This is a genomic window from Comamonas sp. 14P8.1.4 (assembly GCF_057799285.1).
This window is the reverse complement of record NZ_JBYOKN010000003.1, coordinates 161220-179331: the sequence shown is the minus strand read 5'-3', so window position 1 is coordinate 179331 and position 18112 is coordinate 161220. Positions and strand designations below refer to the sequence as shown.

Annotated in this window: 18 protein-coding genes and 1 pseudogene; 11 read left to right on the top strand and 8 right to left on the bottom strand. The window is 59.2% G+C overall.

Annotated features, from left to right (window positions below; genetic code table 11):
* The first annotated feature begins 17 nt into the window (after positions 1 to 17).
* The 9 genes and pseudogenes from nuoN to AC27VO_RS07790 all read left to right on the top strand — a co-directional run bounded on the left by nuoN (position 18) and on the right by AC27VO_RS07790 (position 9019).
* Positions 18 to 1511 carry an NADH-quinone oxidoreductase subunit NuoN gene (nuoN, locus tag AC27VO_RS07830; protein ID WP_488666147.1) on the top strand — a complete coding sequence of 498 codons (1494 nt, stop codon included), beginning with the start codon at positions 18 to 20 and terminating at the stop codon, positions 1509 to 1511.
* A gap of 15 nt (positions 1512 to 1526) precedes the next feature.
* Positions 1527 to 1838 (top strand): DUF2818 family protein, encoded by a 312-nt coding sequence (locus tag AC27VO_RS07825; protein WP_488666146.1) that lies wholly within the window; start codon positions 1527 to 1529, stop codon positions 1836 to 1838.
* Positions 1839 to 1906: 68 nt separating this feature from the next.
* Positions 1907 to 2364, top strand: a pseudogene (locus AC27VO_RS07820) (DUF1178 family protein); the annotation flags it as partial.
* 442 nt (positions 2365 to 2806) lie between these two features.
* Positions 2807 to 3577: an ABC transporter ATP-binding protein gene (locus tag AC27VO_RS07815; RefSeq protein ID WP_488666145.1), complete on the top strand. Its 771-nt coding sequence runs from the start codon at positions 2807 to 2809 to the stop codon at positions 3575 to 3577.
* Between the two features lie 126 nt (positions 3578 to 3703).
* Complete coding sequence (locus AC27VO_RS07810; RefSeq protein WP_488666144.1) at positions 3704 to 4426, top strand: ABC transporter ATP-binding protein; 723 nt, start codon at positions 3704 to 3706, stop codon at positions 4424 to 4426.
* A gap of 53 nt (positions 4427 to 4479) precedes the next feature.
* Positions 4480 to 5679 (top strand): ABC transporter substrate-binding protein, encoded by a 1200-nt coding sequence (locus AC27VO_RS07805; RefSeq protein WP_488666143.1) that lies wholly within the window; start codon positions 4480 to 4482, stop codon positions 5677 to 5679.
* Between the two features lie 149 nt (positions 5680 to 5828).
* Positions 5829 to 7037, top strand: coding sequence for an ABC transporter substrate-binding protein (locus AC27VO_RS07800; RefSeq protein ID WP_488666142.1), 1209 nt, complete (start codon positions 5829 to 5831; stop codon positions 7035 to 7037).
* 83 nt (positions 7038 to 7120) lie between these two features.
* Positions 7121 to 8005 (top strand): branched-chain amino acid ABC transporter permease, encoded by an 885-nt coding sequence (locus AC27VO_RS07795; RefSeq protein ID WP_488666141.1) that lies wholly within the window; start codon positions 7121 to 7123, stop codon positions 8003 to 8005.
* 15 nt (positions 8006 to 8020) lie between these two features.
* A complete protein-coding gene (locus AC27VO_RS07790) occupies positions 8021 to 9019 on the top strand; it encodes a branched-chain amino acid ABC transporter permease (protein WP_488666140.1) in 999 nt (332 codons plus the stop codon).
* Between the two features lie 74 nt (positions 9020 to 9093).
* Here the strand turns inward: AC27VO_RS07790 and AC27VO_RS07785 are convergent, their stop codons facing one another.
* From AC27VO_RS07785 to AC27VO_RS07775, 3 genes are all read right to left on the bottom strand, one after another.
* A complete protein-coding gene (locus AC27VO_RS07785) occupies positions 9094 to 10020 on the bottom strand; it encodes a transporter substrate-binding domain-containing protein (protein ID WP_488666139.1) in 927 nt (308 codons plus the stop codon).
* A 120-nt stretch (positions 10021 to 10140) separates the two neighbouring features.
* Entirely contained in the window at positions 10141 to 10905 is a 765-nt protein-coding gene (locus tag AC27VO_RS07780) for a tRNA-uridine aminocarboxypropyltransferase (RefSeq protein WP_488666138.1), read from the bottom strand.
* Between the two features lie 84 nt (positions 10906 to 10989).
* Positions 10990 to 11601 (bottom strand): methyltransferase domain-containing protein, encoded by a 612-nt coding sequence (locus AC27VO_RS07775; RefSeq protein ID WP_488666137.1) that lies wholly within the window; start codon positions 11599 to 11601, stop codon positions 10990 to 10992.
* Positions 11602 to 12173: 572 nt separating this feature from the next.
* On the opposite strand from AC27VO_RS07775, the gene AC27VO_RS07770 reads away from it, so the two are divergent.
* Positions 12174 to 13160 carry a Bug family tripartite tricarboxylate transporter substrate binding protein gene (locus tag AC27VO_RS07770; RefSeq protein WP_488666136.1) on the top strand — a complete coding sequence of 329 codons (987 nt, stop codon included), beginning with the start codon at positions 12174 to 12176 and terminating at the stop codon, positions 13158 to 13160.
* Positions 13161 to 13446: 286 nt separating this feature from the next.
* Here the strand turns inward: AC27VO_RS07770 and AC27VO_RS07765 are convergent, their stop codons facing one another.
* The gene (locus AC27VO_RS07765) at positions 13447 to 14262 is read right to left on the bottom strand and encodes an MHYT domain-containing protein (RefSeq protein ID WP_488666135.1); all 816 of its coding nucleotides are present in this window, start codon (positions 14260 to 14262) and stop codon (positions 13447 to 13449) included.
* 698 nt (positions 14263 to 14960) lie between these two features.
* Positions 14961 to 15734 (bottom strand): MHYT domain-containing protein, encoded by a 774-nt coding sequence (locus AC27VO_RS07760; RefSeq protein ID WP_488666134.1) that lies wholly within the window; start codon positions 15732 to 15734, stop codon positions 14961 to 14963.
* Between the two features lie 219 nt (positions 15735 to 15953).
* Here AC27VO_RS07760 and AC27VO_RS07755 point away from each other — a divergent pair, with 219 nt between their 5' ends.
* Positions 15954 to 16130: a hypothetical protein gene (locus AC27VO_RS07755; protein WP_488666133.1), complete on the top strand. Its 177-nt coding sequence runs from the start codon at positions 15954 to 15956 to the stop codon at positions 16128 to 16130.
* A 574-nt stretch (positions 16131 to 16704) separates the two neighbouring features.
* Here AC27VO_RS07755 and AC27VO_RS07750 read toward each other — a convergent pair.
* The 3 genes from AC27VO_RS07750 to AC27VO_RS07740 form a co-directional block, all read right to left on the bottom strand.
* Positions 16705 to 17088, bottom strand: a complete 384-nt coding sequence (locus AC27VO_RS07750; RefSeq protein WP_488666132.1) for a VOC family protein — start codon at positions 17086 to 17088, stop codon at positions 16705 to 16707.
* A gap of 463 nt (positions 17089 to 17551) precedes the next feature.
* Entirely contained in the window at positions 17552 to 17956 is a 405-nt protein-coding gene (locus AC27VO_RS07745; RefSeq protein WP_488666131.1) for a VOC family protein, read from the bottom strand.
* Positions 17957 to 17959: 3 nt separating this feature from the next.
* Entirely contained in the window at positions 17960 to 18112 is a 153-nt protein-coding gene (locus AC27VO_RS07740) for a hypothetical protein (protein WP_488666130.1), read from the bottom strand.

Sequence of the window (18112 nt, the reverse complement as noted above, 5' to 3'; positions counted from 1 at the left end):
TGAACTGAGAGATTGAGATGATTGACAACATCAGCTGGCTTTCGATCTACCCTGAGATCGTGCTCCTGGTCATGGGATGCGTGATTACATTGGTGGATCTGGGCGTGAAAAGCGCCCGCCGAACCGGCACCTATGTGCTGACCATGTTGACGCTGGCCATTGTGGCCATCATGCAGGCGAACTATGCGCTCAGCGGCAACACCTTCTACGGCTGGAGCAACATGGTGGTCTCCGACGCCATGGGCAACTGGCTCAAGTGCTTTGCCACTGTCGCCATGATGGTGACGCTGGTCTATGCCCGCCCTTATGCCGCAGTCCGCGACATGCTGCGTGGTGGTGAGCTGTTCAGCCTGTCGACTTTTGCGCTGCTGGGCATGTTCATCATGATCAGCGCCAACAACCTGCTCATGATCTATCTGGGTCTGGAGCTGTTGACACTGGCCAGCTACGCGCTAGTGGCCCTGCGTCGTGACCACACGGTGGCGACCGAAGCGGCCATGAAGTACTTTGTGCTGGGTTCCCTGGCATCGGGCTTCTTGCTGTACGGCCTGTCCATGGTCTATGGCGCAACGGGCTCGCTGGACATTGGCGAAGTGTTCAAGGCCATCAGCTCGGGCGAACTCAAGCACCAAGTGCTGGTGTTTGGCCTGGTGTTTGTGGTGGCGGGTCTGGCCTTCAAGCTGGGTGTGGCTCCTTTCCACATGTGGGTGCCTGACGTCTACCACGGCGCTCCAACGGCGATTACCGCTTTGATCGGTGGTGCACCCAAGCTGGCAGCGTTTGCGATTGTGATCCGTCTGCTGGTGGATGGCATGTTGCCCCTGGCCTTTGACTGGCAGCAAATGCTGGCCGTGCTGGCCATTGCTTCGCTGCTGATCGGTAATCTGGCGGCGATTGCGCAGACCAACCTCAAGCGCATGCTGGCATATTCCACCATCTCGCAAATGGGTTTTGTGCTGCTGGGTCTGCTGTCCGGTGTGATCGGCGGGGAGGTGGATCCTGCCCGTGCGGCCAACGCTTACAGCTCGTCTATGTTCTACGTGGTGACCTATGTGCTGACTACGCTGGCCACCTTCGGTGTGGTGTTGCTGCTGTCGCGTGAAGGCTTTGAGAGCGAAGAGATCGCTGATCTGGCTGGTCTGAACCAGCGCAGCCCCTTGTACGCCGGCATCATGGCTGCATGCTTGTTCTCCATGGCTGGTATTCCACCGCTGGTCGGCTTCTACGCCAAGCTGTCTGTGCTGCAAGCACTGGTCGCTTCGGGTGAAAGCTTCTATATCGGCTTGGCCATCTTCGCTGTGATCATGTCGCTGATCGGTGCCTTCTACTACCTGCGCGTGGTCAAGGTCATGTACTTTGACAAGCCGCTGACTGCCACCACCGTGTCCGCCCCCTGGGATGTGCGCGCTGTGTTGACGGTCAATGGTGCACTGGTTTTGATCTTGGGCATTGTTCCTGGTGGTTTGATGTCCCTGTGTGCCGATGCCATCGTGCGTGCACTGGCATCCTGACCGATAATGTGAAGCGTGACTCAATCCGCTTCTATTTGGTTGGTAATCATGGCGGCCCTGGTGGCCGCCAATTTGCCTTTTATGAATGAACGCTGGCTCATTGCTGGCCCCGTGGCTGCTACCAAAGCAAAGCCCATGTGGGGGCGCCTGCTCGAGCTGGTACTGCTGTACTTTGTAGTGGGCCTGCTGGCCTTGCTGCTGGAGCGCCGCTTAGGCCAGATCTACCCGCAGGGCTGGGAGTTCTACGCCATCACAGCCACGCTGTTCGTGACACTGGCCTTCCCAGGCTTTGTCTGGCGCTATCTCGCCCAACGCCGCAGCCGCTAGACGGCGCGCTGCATAGACAGGCAGGGTTGCGACTCTGCCTTTTTTATCGCCTCACTTCTTTGCGCACCATGAAGGTGTTTGACCTGCATTGCCCCCAAGACCATGTGTTTGAAGGCTGGTTCGGCTCAGATGCCGATTTCCGCAGCCAGCTTGAGCGCGGCCTGGTGGAATGCCCCATGTGCGGCAGCACCGCACTGCGCAAAGGCCTCAGCGCACCACGGCTGAACTTGGGCGCGCAGCCACCCGTAGCGCCCGCGCGCCAGGGGCAGTGGTGCCTGGCGCGCCAGAGCGGGGCAAGCTGCATGCCCTGCAGGCGGCATGGCTGGAAGCCTCGCGCAAGATCGCCGCAAAGACCGAAGATGTGGGCGACCAGTTTGCCCAGGAAGCGCTGCGCATGCACAAGGGCGAAGAGCCCGAGCGTCCCATTCGTGGTCAGGCCACGGTGAAGCAGGCGATGGAGTTGCTGGATGAGGGCGTGCCCGTCATGCCCCTGGCCCTGCCTCCCAGCAGCAAGGAAACGCTGCAGCAAAGCCGATTGCTTGCACAAAATGTGAGCGCATTGCGCTGGCTAAATAAGCCATTCCATGCCATTGCATGTCGAAATCAAGCGCTAGCAAGTGCATGGCGCTATATGTTTTAAACATTGCGCCCAAGCCGACGGCAATCGACCACTCATCGCACCATTCAAGCTGGCAAAAAGCCGTCGAAATGGCATTTGCATGACAGGTTTTTGCACCTGTGAAGTAAGTATCTGCTTTGGTGGTTGTCCTTGTATTGAAAGCCTCTGTGCACGGGAATAGTTGCAAATAGGGTAAGTGCTTAGGTTGTAGGTCTTAGGCACAACTCCTAGTGCGGAGTCAGAAAGCCCGCACATACGATGCACTGCAACATTCGACACGGTGCATGTGCGCAACAGAGGTCACAAACTTCGGCGCGCAGCACCTCCAACACGGAGCAGCCTGGGCGCCATGAGCGACGTCATCCTTCAAACCACCCAACTCACCAAAGAGTTCAAAGGCTTCACAGCGGTGAGCAAAGTGAACCTTTCGGTGCAACGCGGCAGCATCCATGCGCTCATCGGTCCCAATGGCGCTGGCAAGACCACCTGCTTTAACCTGCTCACCAAATTTCTGGAGCCCACATCGGGCGAGATCCGCTTCAATGGCCACGACATCACCCGCGAGGCACCAGCGCAGATAGCCCGCCGTGGGGTGATCCGTTCATTCCAGATCTCAGCCGTTTTCCCGCACCTGACCTTGATGGAGAACGTGCGCGTGGGGCTGCAGCGCCAGCTGGGCACGGCCTTTCATTTCTGGAAAAGCGAAAAAACGCTCAGCCAGCTCAACGATCGCGCCATGCAATTGTTGGCAGAGGTGGGATTGGACGACATGGCCGATGAGGTCACCGTCAACCTGCCCTATGGCCGTAAACGTGCGCTGGAGATTGCCACCACCTTGGCCATGGAGCCTGAGCTGATGCTGCTGGACGAGCCGACGCAGGGCATGGGCCACGAAGACGTGGACCGTGTGACGCAGCTGATCAAGAAGGTCTCGGCAGGGCGCACCATCTTGATGGTCGAGCACAACATGAAAGTCATCTCCACCATTGCCGATCGCATCACGGTGCTGCAACGCGGCGCCGTGCTGGCCGAGGGCAATTACGCCGAAGTCTCACGCAACCCGCAGGTGATGGAAGCCTATATGGGCACCACCGACGGGCAGTTGCAAGGGGCGCATTGACAAGAGGCCACACGCTTCGTGGCTGTGACGGTTGGGGCTGATGGCAGAACTGTCTGCTTGCCCCGCGATGAGTGAGTCACCGTCGCTGCGTCGTCCCAAATGGCGGGTGTATTGAAGAGATCAACAATGACGAACAACACAAGTACTCCGGCACTGGAGATTCGCAATCTGGAGGCCTGGTATGGCGAATCCCATGTGCTGCACGGCGTGGACATGGTGGTGCAGCCTGGCGAGGTGGTCACCCTGCTGGGGCGCAACGGTGCAGGCCGCACGTCCACCATGCGTGCAGTCATGGGTTTGACCGGTGCGCGCAAAGGCTCGGTCAAGATCAACGGGCAAGAAACCATCCACCTGCCCACGCACAAGATTGCCCACTTTGGGGTGGGCTACTGCCCGGAAGAGCGCGGGATTTTCTCCAGCCTCTCTTGCGAAGAAAACCTGATGCTGCCACCACAGCTCAAAACCGGCCATGAAGGCATGAGTGTGGAAGAAATCTACGCCATGTTTCCCAATCTGGCCGAGCGGCGCCACAGCCAGGGCACGCGCCTGTCCGGTGGTGAGCAGCAAATGCTGGCGGTGGCGCGCATTCTGCGCACCGGCGCACGGCTGCTGCTGCTTGACGAAATCTCCGAAGGCCTGGCGCCCGTCATCGTGAAGGCACTGGCTCGCATGATCCATACCTTGCGCTCCAAGGGCTACACCGTGGTCATGGTGGAGCAGAACTTCCGCTTTGCCGCACCGCTGGCCGATCGCTTTTATGTCATGGAACACGGCCGCATCGTGGAGACCTTCGACGCTGCGCAGCTGGACGCCAAGATGCCAGTTCTGAACGAACTGCTGGGTGTGTAAGCACACCATTTTTTGCTGATTTTTTTCATACCCATAACAACATGGAGACAACAATGCCCGCAATTCGTCACCCCCTGAGCATTCTGGCCCTGTCGCTGGCCTTCGCAGGCCTGGCCCACGCCCAGACACCCGACAAGATCAAAATTGGCTTCATCACCGATATGTCGAGCAACTATGCCGACGTGGACGGCAAAAACGGTGCGGTCGCCATCCAGATGGCCATCGATGACTTTGGCGGCAAGGTGTTGGGCAAGCCCATTGAATTGCTGACGCAAGACCACCAGCACAAGCCTGATATTGCGGCCACCAAGGCGCGTGAGTGGATCGATACGCAGAACCTGTCGATGCTGTTTGGCGGCACCAATTCCGGTGTGGCGTTGGCGCTGGCCAAGGTGGCGCAAGAGAAAAAGCGCGTGTACTTCAACAGTGGTGCGGGTGCATCGGCGCTGACCAACGAGCAGTGCACGCCCTACACCATCCACTACACCTATGACACGGTGGCGTTGGCCAAAGGCACCGGTGGCGCGGTGGTGGACAACGGTGGCAAAGAGTGGTTCTTTCTGACGGCCGATTACGCCTTCGGTCATTCTTTGGAAAACGATACCGCGAAGGTGGTGAAGGCCAAGGGCGGTACGGTCAAGGGCAGCGTGCGCCATCCGCTGAATGCATCGGATTTCTCCAGCTTCTTGCTGCAGGCCCAAAACTCCAAAGCGCAAATTCTGGGCTTGGCCAATGCCGGTGGCGACACCATCAATGCCATCAAGGCCGCACGTGAGTTCGGTATCAACAAGAGCATGAAGATGGCGGGCCTGCTGGTGTTTCTGACCGACATCCACTCCTTGGGCCTGAAGAACACAGAGGGCCTGCTGCTGACCACCAGCTGGGACTGGAATTTGAATGACGAAACCCGTGCGTTTGGCAAGAAGTTTGAAGCCAAGACCAAGCGCATGCCGACCGATGTGCAAGCGGCCAATTACTCGGCCACGATGAACTACCTGAAAGCGGTAGAGAAGGCGGGCACGGTCGATGCCGACAAGGTGATGGCCGTACTCAAAAGCACGCCGCTCAAAGACTTTTATGCACAGGGTGTGATCCGCCCCGATGGCCGCTATGCCCACGATATGTATCTGATGCAGGTGAAGTCGCCGGCTGAATCCAAGCAAGCCTGGGATTACTACAAGGTGGTGAACAAGCTGCCAGCGGACCAAGTCTGGACCACCAAGGAAGAGAGCAAGTGCGCGCTGTGGAAGTAAGCACGGAGGTCTAGGTCCTTGTGACGGAGCCTTGAGCTCCGTTCCTCTGCGTTTTTGTGTTTTCGCGTGTTGGTCGCCTGCGCACAGACCGTGCAAGGGCATTCGTTTCGTCAGGTATCCGTCATCCCACCCTCCAAGGAGACAAGGCAATGAAGAAGCAACGCAACTACACCCCACTGGTTTTGACGCTGGCGGCAGCGGGGCTGCTGGCAGGCACCGCACACGCGCAGTCGCAGGACAAGGTGCGCATTGGTTTTGTGACCGATATGTCCAGCCTGTATGCGGACGTGGAAGGCAAAAACGGCGTGGTCGCCATGCAGATGGCGATTGACGACTTTGGCGGCAAGGTACTCGGCAAACCGATCGAGCTGTTGTCGGCAGACCACCAGAACAAGGCTGACATTGCCGCCAGCAAAGCGCGCGAGTGGATCGATACCGAAGGCATTGGCCTGATTTTCAGCGGCACCAACTCCGGCACTGCACTTGCGGTGTCTCAGGTCGCCAATGAGAAAAAACGTCTGCACATCAACAATGGCGCAGGCACTTCCGCGTTGACCAACGATCAGTGCAACCCCTACACCATCCACTACGCCTACGACACCGTGGCGCTGGCCAAGGGAACCGGGGGCGCAGTGGTGGATCGGGGCGGCAAGGACTGGTTCTTTCTGACCGCGGACTATGCCTTTGGCCAGGCGCTGGAGGCCGACACCACAGCGGTGATCAAGGCCAAGGGCGGCACAGTCAAAGGCAGTGTCAAGCACCCGCTGAACGCATCGGACTTCTCCAGCTTCTTGCTACAGGCGCAAAGCTCCAAGGCGCACATCCTGGGTCTGGCCAATGCGGGTGGCGACACCATCAACTCCATCAAGGCAGCCAAGGAGTTTGGCATCGACAAGAGCATGAAGACCGCCGGTCTGCTGGTGTTCCTGACCGATATCCACTCGTTGGGGCTGAAGAACACGGCGGGCTTGCTGCACACCACCAGCTGGTACTGGGACATGAATGCCGAAACGCGCAAATTCGCCGACAAATTCTTTGCCAAGACCAAGCGCATGCCCACCGATGTGCAGGCGGCTGATTACTCCGCCATGACCCAGTACCTGAAGGCGGTGCAGGCAGTGGGCAGCACCGATGCAGACAAGGTCATGGCGCACCTCAAGAGCACACCACTGGCGGACTTCTACGCCAAAGGTGTGATTCGTCCCGATGGCACTTACGCCCACGACATGTACCTGGTCGAAGCGAAAAAGCCAGAGGAATCCAAAAAACCTTGGGATTACCTGAAGGTGCTGCAGACCTTGCCTGCAGACACGGTCTGGACCACCAAGGCAGAAACCAAATGCCCGCTCTGGAAGTGATGTGAGCCCAGCCTGCTCGCCACAAGCGGGCAGGTGCTGCTCATGCACCAGAGCCTTCCTGTTTAACCACAAGCGTCTCTCTCATGGAAATCTTCGGTGTCTCATTGCCGGGCCTGCTCAGCCAGCTGTTGCTGGGGCTGGTCAATGGCTCGTTTTACGCGATCTTGAGCCTTGGGCTGGCCGTGATCTTCGGCTTGCTCAACGTCATCAACTTTGCGCACGGCGCATTGTTCATGCTGGGGGCCATGGTCACCTGGATGGCCATGAACTACCTGGGCATCAACTACTGGGTGATGCTGATCCTTGCGCCCATTGTGGTGGGGGCTTTCGGGATACTGATCGAGCGGTTTTTGCTGCGCTGGATCTACAAGCTCGACCACCTGTATGGGCTGCTGCTGACGCTGGGTTTGTCGCTGCTGATTGAAGGCGTGTTCCGCTCCATCTATGGCGTCTCGGGCCTGGGTTACGACACGCCGGAGCTGCTCGAAGGAGCCACGAATCTTGGCTTCATGATCTTGCCAAACTATCGTGCCTGGGTGGTGGTGGCATCGCTGGTGGTGTGTGTTGCTACCTGCTATGTGATTGAGAAAACGCGCCTGGGTGCCTACCTGCGTGCAGGCACCGAGAACCCGCGCCTGGTGGAAGCCTTTGGCATCAACGTGCCTGTCATGGTCACGCTGACCTATGCCTTTGGCGTGGGCCTGGCTGCTTTTGCCGGGGTGCTGGCCGCACCGGTCTACCAGGTCACGCCGTTGATGGGGCAAAACCTCATCATCGTGGTGTTTGCTGTGGTGGTGATTGGCGGCATGGGCTCCATCATGGGCTCCATCCTCACGGGGCTGGGCCTGGGGGTGGTTGAAGGCCTGACCAAGGTGTTCTACCCCGAAGCTTCGTCCACCGTGGTGTTTTTCATCATGGTCATTGTTTTGCTGATTCGCCCCGCCGGCTTGTTCGGTAAAGAGAAATAAGAGGGGGCACACACCATGAATTCCAAGAAACTTGCATTCTTTGGCTACGGCCTGCTGTTACTGGCCCTGATCCTGGCGCCATTCTTCGGTGCCTACCCCGTGTTTGTGATGAAGCTCATGTGCTTTGCACTGTTTGCTTCGGCTTTCAACCTGCTGCTGGGCTACACCGGCCTGCTGTCTTTTGGCCACGCCGCATTCCTGGGGGGCGCAGCCTATATGGCGGGCCATGCCATCAAGGTGTGGAGTGTCACCCCCGAGGTTGGCATTCTGCTGGGCACTTTGGGTGGCGCCGCGCTGGGTCTGGTGGCGGGGTGGCTGGCCATTCGTCGCCAGGGCATTTATTTCTCGATGATCACGCTGGCACTGGCGCAGATGCTGTTCTTTGTCTGCCTGCAAGTGCCGTTCACCGGCGGTGAAGATGGCCTGCAAGGCGTGCCGCGCGGCAAACTGTTTGGCCTGATTGATCTGTCCAGTGACCTGACCATGTACTACGTGGCGCTGGTGATCTGCGTGCTGGGTTTTCTGGTGATTGTGCGCACTGTGCATTCGCCTTTTGGTCAGGTGCTCAAGGCCATCAAAGAGAACGAGCCGCGTGCCATCTCGCTGGGCTATGACGTCAACCGCTTCAAGCTGCTGGTGTTTGTGCTGTCGGCGGCCATTACGGGGCTGGCGGGCGCGCTCAAGACCGTGGTGCTGGGTTTTGCCACCTTGTCGGATGTGCACTGGACATCGTCAGGTCATGTGGTGCTGATGACGCTGATGGGCGGCATGGGCACGCTGTCAGGCCCCATCGTGGGCTCGGCCATTGTGGTGGCGCTGGAAAACAAGATCGGGGACCTGGGCACCTGGTTGGCCAAGCTGACAGGGTTTGAATGGTTCACCACCTTGGGTGAGTCGGTCACCATCGTGACCGGGTTTATTTTCGTGGTGTGCGTGCTGGCCTTCCGCAGGGGCGTGATGGGCGAGCTGATTGCCTGGCTGGCACGCCGCAGGGGCGGTGGAAAATCGCTGTAGCAGCATCCCTGCCAGTCAAAAAAAAAACCGCCGATGAGGCGGTTTTTTTGTATGTGCCACGCACAGGTTGCGCATCAGCGCACGCTGTCAAATTGCTCGACGGGCACATCATTGGGCTTGGCAATCATTCGCTTGAGCGTATCGCCCAGCGGCAAGTTCAGGTTCATCTGCTTGGGTGGGATGGGTTGCATGTACCACTTGTTGTACAGGCGCTCCAAATCGCCATTGGCCATCATCTGGCGAATCACTGCATCCACTGCCTGCTTGATGGCAGGGTCCGCCTTGCTGAACTGGATGGCAATCGGCTCTGCACCAATGACTTCTCCCACGATTTTGAAGCCCTCGGGATGCTTGCTTTGCGCAATCACGCCAGCGAGCATGTTGTCATCCAGCACAAATGCATCGACGCGGCCGGACTCCAGCAGCAAGAAGGCCTCGAACTGGTCCTTGGCCATCAGGGTCTGGAACTGAATACCGTTGTCTGCCGCAAAGCGGCGCAGGATTTGTACGGCGGTGGTCCCTGTCAAGGCCGAGACTTTTTTGCCATGCAGTTGCTTGAAGCTGGTGATGGTCTGGTCCTTGGCCACCGCCATGCGAACTTCGCTGACGTAAGTGGTCAGGCCAAAGGCCACCTGGTCCTGGCGCTTGAGGCTGTTGGTCATGCTGGCGCAGTTGAAGTCAGCCGTGCCGTTTTGAATCAGCGGCATGGTGTTCTGGGGCGTCAGCACCATGTATTTGAGTTGCGCCTTGGGCGCAATGGTGCGCACCACCTTCTCGCACAGCTCGGTGTGATAGCCCACAAATTGTTCATTGGCCCCCAGGGCGTAAGACATGGGGGTAGCGCCTTCGCGCACACCCAGGGTGACCGTGCCACCTGCTTGCCAGCGTTGCAGCGTGGGGGATGGTGCAGCCGGGGCGCCGGTATTGGCGTATGCCGCAGGTGCCAAAGTGGCTGCAATCAGTGCAGCCGAGGCCAGGGAGAGCTTCACAACAGACTTCATGGGGATTCGCATTCGGTGGCCACGCCAAAGGCAGCAGGCTCTTGCACCAAATTGTCCCACTGGCTTAAGACATCGCAGTGTTATGCAAATTCTGCGGCGCGCGCCAGCACCATGCGGCGATCACGATGGCCGCAGAGCCATGCGCAAGCCCTGGTGGGCCGCGCCTTCCCATTCCGGGGGTAACTGGTGCTTGGCACGCAGATAGTGGTGGGTGTACACCTCCAGATAGTGCTCCAGCACCAGGCCGGTCTGTACATCGCGGTCATCGGGGCTCAACCCGAGGCACAGGGCTGCCACTTCGCTGGTGCAGAAGTGGTCATCGCGCTTGGAGCGGCGCAACTGGTAGTTCGAGATGTGCTCGGGGTGCAGGCCCAGCACGGGAAAGCCATCCAGGTAAGGGCTCTTGCGGAACATCTTGCGTGCCTCGGCCCAGGTGGCGTCCAGCAAAATGAACAAGGGGCGTTTGCCTTGGGCCTCAGAAGCTGCGGGCAGGGTCTGCATGGCGCGCTCGGGCGGCTGCACGTATTCGCTGGGGAACACCACATAGGGCTGCCACTGTGGGTCATTCAGCAGGGCCGTCAGTGCGGGGTCCACCTCGGTGCGGCTCCAGCCAAAGGCGAAGGTGTCCTGTACCACATCGGCAATCAGCCAACCCGTATTGCTGGGCTTGAGCGGCTCGGCATCGTGCATCAGCAGGCAAACCCCGGCATGGGTGTGCAGCTGGGGGCGCAACGCGCACATGCAGTGGGAGGGGCGCAGGCGGCAGCCTTCGCAGCGCTCGCCTTTCACACCGCCACGGGCCAGAAAAGGGCGGGTGCTGCGGGCAAGACGGGCGGTGCGCAGGCGTGCGACGGCGTGGGGGAAGAGGGGGGAAGAGGCAGACATGGGCAAGCGGCTGATTGTCGCGCTTTGCCCGGGGTGTTGCAGCCGGCTGGGCAATCCGCTGCTACCAGTGCTGCTGCAACCGGCTCAGTGGCCGCCGCCCGCGCACTCCAGCTCAAACACGGGCACTTGTGCCTTGCGGCTGAGCCACATGCCGCCACCCAGTTCGCTAAAACCCTGCGACAAACCTTGGCGGTACAGCGCCGCACGGTGGCGGAACAGGCGCGGATCGGTCAGGTCTTCATCAATGATGTCGCGCTCATAGTCTTCACGCGCCACGGCCTCCAGGTAGAGCGCGCCGCGTGAGAGCTGGCCCAAATTGGCCAGTGCCACTTTCAGGTCGGCAGGGCTCAGGTAGGGCAGCACGCCCTGGCAGATCACCAGGTCAAACGGTTCGCTGGACTGGTAATTCACCACCGAGCCGCGCTCCCAACCAAAGCGGCCACACAGGTATTCGCTGAACTCCACACCGTGGTAGCTGCAGCCAGGAAACTGCTGCTGCACCACGTCTTTCCACAGGCCAATGCCGCAACCCACATCCAATACGCGTGCCACGGGTACGCGCAAATACTTCAGGTAACTGCATACAAAAGTGCCCAGCCGCTCAATGTGCTCGGGGTCCACCACGCTGGTCTTTTTGTCAAAGTAAAAGCGCTCGTAGTACGCCTCGTCAAACCATTGATCGCTTGCTGATTGCACGCATGCTCCTGGGCTGGGCCAGCGCGCCGTGCGGCTGGCGGGGGTGGGGGAAGTGGCAGACCGCTGCGGGCGGGCCGCCAGGGTGCCCCAGTATGGGGCAGATGCAGTGTCGGCACGGTGCGCTGCGGCAATGGCCCGACGATGCTGCATGAAACCATAGCTGCTAGCGCATTATCTATAAGGGCTAGAGGCCTTTTTGGTTCTTGGTTAAAAGTAGGCTGCCGTGACCCGTCGTGCGCACAGCTCGGATGGGTAGAGCCCGGTACCAGCGCAATAATTGACTGCGGAGTCCGTCTATTACAGTTTTTTTTGCAATATTTTTGCGTGAAGCTCACGTAGGGTGGCGCAGTTCTTTGCGATTAAGAAACGTTGGTGCGCAGTTTTTATGGGTGGTTTCGGGGCTGTTGTGCATGAATGCACCGTGGTAATCGAATATTTCCGTCGGTGCAAGCAATAAAACTGCGTGGCGTGGATGTATCGAGTTGGTGCGAAGCCCTGTTGGCGCTTTCTAGAATCGGCCGCGGCAGCACCCTTGCTGCGTGCACGACCCCTTCACTGAAAGCTTGTCTCCCATGATCTCGCGTCGCCAGTTTCTGGCTGCTTCGGCAGCATCCGCTACCACCTTGGCGCCCTGGGCTGCCAGCAGCAGCTGGGCGCAAGGCCAGCCCGTGCGGCTGGTGGTGGGCTTTGCCGCCGGTGGCTCTGCCGACTTCGTGGCACGCCAGCTGGCGCAATACATGGCCGCTGAGATCGGCGCGACCGTGCTGGTGGACAACCGCCCCGGCGCGGGTGGCCGCATTGCGGTGGAGACCGTCAAGAATGCCAAGCCCGATGGCCTGACGCTGCTGGTCACGCCAGGCTCCATCCTCACCATCTACCCGCATGTCTACAACAAGCTCAGCTACAACCCGCTGACCGATCTGGTGCCCGTGGCCTCGCTGTGTGCCTTGCCCTACAGCGTTAACGTGGGCCCGCTGGTGCCTGAGAGCGTGCGCACGCTGAAAGACTTTGGTGCCTGGCTCAAGGCTCATCCAGAAATGGCCACCTACGGCTCTCCCGGTGCCGGCACCACACCGCACTTCCTGGGGGCCATGTTCGCGGCCAGTGCAGGGGTGGAATATGTGCACGCACCTTACAAGGGCGGCGCACTGGCGCTGCAGGACGTCATGGCGGGCCAGCTCACTTCCAGCTTCAACGTGGTCAGCGAGCCTGTGGCCCAGGTGGGCAATCCCAAGCTGCGCACCCTGGCCGTCAGCAGTGCCAAGCGCATTCCCCAGATGCCCCAGGTGCCGACCTTTGCCGAGCAAGGTCTGGGCGATCTGACTTCCAGCGAATGGATGGGGTTGATGGCACCCAAGGGCACATCGCCTGAGCTGGTGCAGCGCCTGCACGCCGCCGCCAACCGCAGCTATGCCAACCCCAAGGTGCAGCAGGCGCTGGCAGAAATGGCTTTCAGCGTTACCTCCTCCAGCCAGGCTGAATTTGCCCAGTTGCTGCAGCAAGACCTGCGCAAGTGGGGGCCTGTGGTGCAGCGCACCGGTTTCAAGGCCGAAGGCTAAATCGGGCTTATAGCTATAAAAATTGCTTTGAAAACACTTTTTATGGTTATTGGTTATAATGGCGCGGTTGTTTGCGCAAACAATGCTGATCTCACGCCAGTACGTCGAGCACTTCGACGAGAAAAAGAAGAGTGACAGCCGCAGAGACGTTCTGCCGTAACACGGTGATCGCGTAAGAGTCGCCGTCCAATACCCCACAAAAAAGCCCGCTGATGCGGGCTTTTTTATGCGCAGCGCATGGGGCTGCGTTGCCGGTGCCCTGGTGTGGGTGAACGGCCCGCGCCACTCAGGCAGGCAAGCGCGTGTGCGGCGCGTACATGCGGTTGAGGGTGACAGCCAGGCCCACCGCCACCATCAGGCTGACCAGCAGCACCGGCAACTGCAGGTCGCTGATCATGTTGACCGCCGCCTGGGGCTGCTGCGTCACGGTGGTGGTACACACCACATCGGCCGCCGCCATGCCGGTGTAGTGCATGGCGCACACCGCACCGCCCATCACCAGCCCGGCCAGCAGGCGCGAGGTGAGCGAGTTGGTTTTGAACGCCAGCCACAGCCCCGCAGTAGCCGCCACGAAGGCAATCCCCATCGACAGCGCCACCACGCCCCAGTTCCAGAGGAAAAATCCCTCAAAGCGCATGCTGTACATGCCCAGGTAATGCATGGCGCTAACGCCCAGGCCCAGCATGGCCCCGGCCATCACCAGGCGCACATGGCTTTGCGGGTTGCGCGCCACAATGTTCAGCCCCCAGATGGCTGCGCCCACCGCCGCCACCAGTGACAGCAACGTCTCTGGCAGGGCGTAGCGCACCTCCAGCGGCATGCGCAGCGCTAGCTGCCCAATGAAGTGCATGGACCACACCCCCAGCCCCCCAAAAGCCACGCCCGACAGAATCAGCGTGGCGTTGTAGATGCGGTTGCTGGGCAGCACCGTGGCGTGCTCAGGCTGGCCGGTGATTCTTTCAATGCGATGGCTGGTGTGTGCCTCTCGGTAGGTGCGCAGCTTGTAGACCCCGTTCAAGGCAATGAACGAGCCGACCACCGCAAAGCAGTACGACAGCACCACCAACACGGCGTTGTAGCTGGTAGCAATGATTTCATTCATGTGGCGGCTCCTGATAACGTGGGGCGCAGTGCCTTGGGGGTGTAGGTGCAAGCGTTCAAACCCATCTCATACGTCTTTCCAGCGTGGGCATATACACAAGAAAAATATGGTTGTAGGTTGAGAAACATTTTGCAACCAAACCAGAAAATAAGCGATATATAAATGTTTTTAAAAAAACCATTTCATAGTTTTTAAAGATTTCTAGGGAATAAAAGCCTTATTGTTGTTATTTGAATTTGCTTAATTCATAAAAAATTAATCAGTAACGTATGTTTTTCTGAAAAATATGTAGGAATATTTCTGCTGCATATTTATCTGGATATGCGGTATGAATGGATGGCCTGATACGCCGACCTCCAAGAGATGCGCTGAAAGGCGACGTTCTGGCCCATCCGCAGCAGCGTGGTTTGTGTGGTGGTTGTGTGGGGGAGGGGAATCGCCCAGCAGCAATGATTGGGGCGGAGCGCGGGGTGCGCCTGCGCCGTCACCGCTCAGCAAGTTCCTCGTGCACTTTCTGACTGCTGCAGATCCCTTGGTTGGGCGTCTAGCCGCTGCCCGGTGGTTAATTGTTATGTGAGTGCATGCTTTTCTTGATGTAGCCATTCCATCAGCACACTGCCTTCGGCGCTCTCACCTCCCCGCCTTGGGCTGCATGATGCCCAAGGCGGGAGGGGAGCTAGTGAGCTAGTGTTTGGCGCTCAGTGGCCGGGCGGCAAATCAGCCAGCGGCTTGGGCAGGGGGCTGAAGGGCGCCAGCATCAGGTTGATGGCAATCGCCACAATCATCCCCACCACCAGCGTCACCACCACCATGGGCAGCTGCAGCACACTCATCAGCCCAAAGCCCGACGGCATGGCCGTGCGCAGCGAGGTGGTGCAGACAATTTCTGCTGCAGCCATCCCCGTGTAATGCATGGCGCAGACGGCGGCGGCCATCACGGCGGCAGCGCCCAGCCGCTTGGCGTGGGAGGGGGTGTTCAATGCCAGCCACAGCGCGGCCGTGGCGGCCACTACGGCAATGCCAATCGACAGCAGTACCATGGCCGTGTCCCACTGGAAAAAGCCGCCAAACCGCATGCTGTACATGCCCAGGTAGTGCATCACGCACACCCCGGCGCCCAGCATGGCACCCGCACCCAGCAAGTGTTTCAGGCTGTGTGGGTGCTCAGTCACAATGCGCAGTGCCCAGGCGGTCACGGCCACGGCGGCAATCAGCGACACCGCGGTTTCCCACATCGAATAGCTCAGCCCCAGCGGCATATTCATGGCCAGCATGCCGATGAAGTGCATGGCCCACACGCCGATACCGCCCAGCCCGATGCCGGCAATCATCAGGTTGTAAGCGTGGTTGCGTTTGCTGGATGTTTGCAGCCGTCGTATGGCGCTGAGCGCCACGTACGAGCCAATAAAGGCCACGGCGACGGAGAAAATGACCAGCGACGGGTTGTAGCTGGTGGGCATGACTTCGTTCATTCGGACACCTCCAAAAACCCCGGCGGGGCGCAACATGCAGAAACAATCTAGCGATGCTGCGCAGGCGATGAACGGAGTGTTACGAATGAAATGTTTTTAAATATTTTTAATGTGACTATATGTTTTTACTGCAGAGCAGTATGTCCTGAAAATAAATAGTCACTGTCAAAGATAATGCGGTGGTCAATGGGAAGCAGCCTCCGCTTAAAAGATCAATGCATGCAGCATTTTGAATGTTTGCTCGATTTTTCTGCACAAACAAAGTTGAATATCTCCTACGCCTTCAATGCATGTTTTATAAAAATGAATGCGGGGGTCTTTCTGCAATTCACAGGCATGCAGGGCGATATGGGGCGGCATTTTTGGCATGCATTTATCGCTATGGAATGTCTTTAATTCATAGGTGTTGGCTAAAAACCGTGGAAATAATCCATGTGAAACCCTGGGGCTATTGCGGCTCAACGGTAGTTGCTGCGCCGCAGCAGGGGGCAACGTGCCCGTGCGCTGCCCATGCGATGCGTGCCGTGCTGCGCGGCCAGGGCGGCACGCCGGGCGTGGTGGATGGGGAAGGCGGTGACGGCACGCCCAGTCGCTTGCAGCGGTACACCACGCCGATCACACGCGGATGGCGCCGGGCACCCAGGTCTGGCGCTGTTCACCCTCAGCCACCGCTCCCCTCCCAACCAGGCAGGCAGCAAAAAGCCACCGTGGCAGGTGGCTTTTGGTGGGCGCATTCACTGTGGTGGCGCGTGGGGGCGGTTCTCTTGCCGCTTGTCCGCAGTTTTCATAGCGGCTTGCGGTGGCTGCGCTTGCGTCAATAGCCTATTTGGCACTCAATACTGGAGGGCACCTGGCAGGCCTATTACAAGCCCATCACGCCCCATCACAGCCCGCCACCCGCTACCCGGTAACTGCCTGGCCGCATGCTGTGGCGGGCGTGGTCAGCACGAGGGAGCGCGGCGCAGGGGAATCAGGCCTTGGGTGGGCGGTGCATCAGGCACACCTTGTTGCCCGATGGGTCGCGCAGATAGGCCAGGTACAGCTTCATGCGTTCATCGCCGCGCCAGCCGGGCGCGTTTTCAATGGCGGTGCCGCCTGCGGCCAGCGCGGCTTCATAGGCTTGCATGGCCTGGTCCACCGACTCGGCGGCAAAGCCCAGCGTAAAACCGTTGGCCACCGTGGCGGGCTCGCCGTTGATGGGCGTGGTCACGCTGAAGGTATTGCCTGCGTGGCGCCAGAAATAGCGGTGCTTGTCTTGAAAACCGGGCTTGGCACCCAGCGTGCCCAGCAGGGCGTTGTAGAACTTGACCGAGGCATCGAGGTCATTGGCGCCGAGCATCACGTGGCTGAACATGGTGTGTCTCCTCTGGGTTGTAGGTGGCAGTTGCCAGGGCGCATGCTAGTGGGCGGGGCAATTCGTTGGCGTCGCGCAGGTGATGGAGCGTTGTGGTTTTGATAGCTGCTAGCGCTTGCTGTGTCTGCGCTAGAGGCAAATTTTGCTTGGATTACTGGTGTTTGCCGTATGCCTGCTTGAAGGGCAGAGGCCGGTTCGTCGCACCGGAGGTGCGAGTGACTTTCTTGTTCGCGACAAGACAGTCACCCAAGCAGCGCGTCTGCCGACGGCTTCCGGTGGAACTCGCTGCGCGCTTGCAGCGCTACGCGCACACAGCCGCCGGAGATAGGAAGGACTGCCCGAAGCACGCGCGTCGCTTGCGCGCGCGTGGGGCAGGGTCGCGCTGTGGGCTTTAAGGTGGGGCTTGGAGATTTAAGCCAAATTGGGCTCTAACCCTTGCTGGTCAAGCGCTAGCAGCTATGTTTTATGCAGGCTGTGCCCAGGCCTCGCGGAACATCAAACACAGCTTGTGGCCTGCCGGGTCACGCACATAGGCCAGGTAGCGGTCATTGCCGGCGGCGCGGCGCCAGCCCGGAGCGTCTTCAATGGCCACGCCGCCGTGGGCCAGCGCGGCATCCAGCGCGCGGTGCAGTTGCTCGATGGAGCGGGTTTTGAAGCCCAGCGTAAAACCGTTGTAGTGCGTGCTGGGCTCGCCATCGCGCGGCGTAGCCACCATCAGGCGCGTGCCATCGTGGTCCCACACATAGCGTTCAAAGCCATTGACCTGGATGTGCGTGGCAGGCGCAGCGCCCAGAACGCCGAGTACGGCGTCATAGAACTGGCGGCTGGCGGCGAGGTGGTTGGTGCCTAGGAGGATGTGGGAGAGCATGGTTTATTTTTTAAAATCTCTTGAAAGCATTTGAGATGCTGCTGAAGCTTGGTAATAACCGACACCTTTGATACTTTTTGCGATTTCGTATCCTTCATCTCTGTATTCTCTTAACATTTCGGGTAGGTTTTTTATCTTTCTTGTATTTAAAACCAT